We start from the raw sequence: 2,744 nt of genomic DNA on the forward strand, positions 1-2,744 counted from the left end.
GGGAGTTTGTTTGCGCGGCATGCGGCGGTCAGGGTGTTGGCCAGCAGGCATGCGATTGTCATGGGGCCGACGCCACCGGGGACGGGGGTGATTGCTCCGGCGCGTTCGGCGGCGCTGGCGTAATCCACGTCTCCAACCAGCTTGTTCTTGCCGTCGCGTTCAATGCGGTTGATGCCCACGTCGATGACCGTGGCGCCTTCCTTGATCCAGTCGCCGGGCACCATCTCGGGGCGGCCCACAGCGGCGACAACGATATCCGCGCGACGGACAACATCGGGCAGATCCTTGGTGCGGCTATGCGCGATGGTCACGGTGCAGCTGTCGCCCAGCAGCAGTTGCGCCATCGGCTTGCCAACGATGTTCGAGCGGCCGATCACAACCGCATCCATGCCCGACAACGATCCATGATGGTCCCGCAGCATCATCAGGCAGCCCAGCGGGGTACAGGGCACCATCGATTTCTGACCGGTGCCCAGCAGGCCCACATTCGAGATGTGGAACCCGTCGACATCCTTGGCCGGGTCGATCGAATTGATCACCAGATCTTCGTTCAGATGCTTGGGCAGCGGCAGCTGCACCAGAATGCCGTGGACTGCGGGATCGGTATTCAGCTTGTCGATCAATGCCAGCAGGTCTGCCTCGGAGGTGTCCACATCCAGCTTGTGCTCATACGAGTTCATGCCGACCTCGACGGTCATCTTGCCCTTCGAGCGGACATAGACCTGGCTGGCCGGGTCTTCGCCCACCAGAACCACGGCCAGACCAGGGGTGATGCCATTTTCGTCCTTCAGCTTTGCAACCTGATCGGCAACCTGTGCCCGCACCGTTGCTGCAAAGGCCTTACCGTCGATAACCTGCGCTACCATTCTTCGATCCCTTCTTCCCAAAAACGGATCGGGCGCTTGGGGCGCCCGGTCAGTCAGTCGTTGCCGAGCACACGTTCCTCACGCGCAATCGACCAGTCAATCAGAATGCGCCACAGCGTCTCGGCCAGATCGGGGTCCATCCCCGCCGCCTGAGAGCTGGCACGCACCTTTTGCACCACCTCTTCAACACGATCCGGAATACGGGCCGGCAGGCCCTCGCCCGGCTTCAACTCAGACGCGCGATCAATGTAGCTGGCGCGCCTCACCAGCATCTCGATCAGGTGCCGGTCCAGCTGGTCGATCTGAATCCGCAGATCCTGCATCGTTGCGCAGTCTTGCGGCGGTGTCAGAGTGGGCATCGTGATCTCCTCGTGGCCCGGAGCATTCTCCGGATCACGAGATGTCTTATCTGGCGACTTAGAACAAGCCCTCGATCTCACCTGCGTCATTGAGGCAGATGCTTTCGGCCGCCGGTTTGCGCGGCAGGCCCGGCATAGTCATGATCTCACCACAGACCGCCACGATAAATCCGGCACCCGCGCTCAGGCGCACCTCGCGCACCGGAACCGAATGGCCGGTGGGCGCGCCGCGCAACGAGGGATCGGTCGAGAAGGAATATTGCGTCTTGGCCATGCAGACCGGCAGGTTGCCGTAACCGGCTTCTTCCCATTCACGCAGCTGGTTGCGGATCTTGTTGTCGGCCAGAACCTCGTCCGCGCGATAGATGCGCTTGGCGATGGTTTCGATCTTCTCGAACAGCGGCATATCGTCGGGGTAGATCGGCGCAAAGTTCGCTGTGCCCCCTTCGACGATTTCGACCACCTTCTCGGCCAGCGGCGCCGAACCTTCCGACCCCAACTCCCAGTGACGCGACAGAACCGCTTCGACCCCGTGGTCAGAGCAATAGTCTTTCACGGCTTGCACTTCAGCGTCGGTATCGGTGACGAAGTGGTTGATGCCAACCACAACCGGCACGCCAAAGGATTTGACGTTTTCGATGTGACGACCCAGGTTGGCACAGCCCGATTTGACCGCGTCGACGTTTTCCGCACCCAGATCAGCCTTGGCCACACCGCCATTCATCTTCATCGCACGCACGGTGGCGACCAGCACCACAGCCGACGGCGCGATACCCGCTTTGCGGCACTTGATGTTCATGAATTTCTCGGCGCCCAGATCGGCCCCAAAACCCGCTTCGGTCACCACATAGTCAGCAACCTTCAGCGCGGTCTTGGTCGCAATGACCGAGTTACAGCCATGTGCAATGTTGGCAAACGGGCCGCCATGCACAAAGGCCGGGTTGTTTTCCAGCGTCTGCACCAGGTTCGGCTGCATCGCGTCCTTCAGCAGCACCGTCATCGCACCTTCGGCCTTGATGTCGCGGCAATACACGGCTGTCTTGTCGCGGCGATACGCGACGATGATGTCACCCAACCGCTTTTCCAGATCTTTCAGATCATTGGCCAGGCACAGGATCGCCATAACCTCAGAGGCCACGGTGATATCAAAGCCGGTCTCGCGCGGGAAACCGTTCGATACGCCACCCAAGCTGGCCGTGATCTGACGCAGCGCGCGGTCGTTCATGTCGACCACACGACGCCACGCTACACGGCGAATGTCGATCTCGCACTCATTGCCCCAGTAGATGTGGTTGTCGATCATCGCCGACAGCAGTGAATGGGCGCTGGTGATGGCGTGAAAGTCACCGGTGAAGTGCAGGTTCATCTCTTCCATCGGAACAACCTGCGCGTAACCACCACCCGCAGCGCCGCCCTTCATGCCAAAGTTCGGGCCCAGCGAAGCCTCACGGATACAGATCATCGCGTTCTTGCCGATCCGGTTCAGACCGTCACCCAGACCCACAGTCGTCGTCGTCTT

General features: G+C 60.8%; 3 protein-coding genes. All 3 read right to left on the minus strand.

Annotated features, from left to right (window positions below):
• A partial coding sequence (gene folD / locus AC2FH9_RS19835) for a bifunctional methylenetetrahydrofolate dehydrogenase/methenyltetrahydrofolate cyclohydrolase FolD (protein WP_496791599.1) occupies window positions 1–866 on the minus strand: 866 nt, incomplete at its 3' end.
• Window positions 867–919: 53 nt separating this feature from the next.
• Entirely contained in the window at window positions 920–1,225 is a 306-nt protein-coding gene (locus AC2FH9_RS19840) for a chorismate mutase (protein WP_142640424.1), read from the minus strand.
• A 58-nt stretch (window positions 1,226–1,283) separates the two neighbouring features.
• The coding region (locus AC2FH9_RS19845) for a formate--tetrahydrofolate ligase (protein WP_496872719.1) at window positions 1,284–2,744 on the minus strand (1,461 nt) is incomplete at its 5' end.

This window comes from Ruegeria sp. CDSC081, from assembly GCF_059610485.1.

Coding starts and splice junctions, on each gene's coding strand:
- AC2FH9_RS19840 (WP_142640424.1), bottom strand. CDS start 1,225: ATGCCCACTCTGACACCGCCGCAAGACTGCGCAACGATGCAGGATCTG.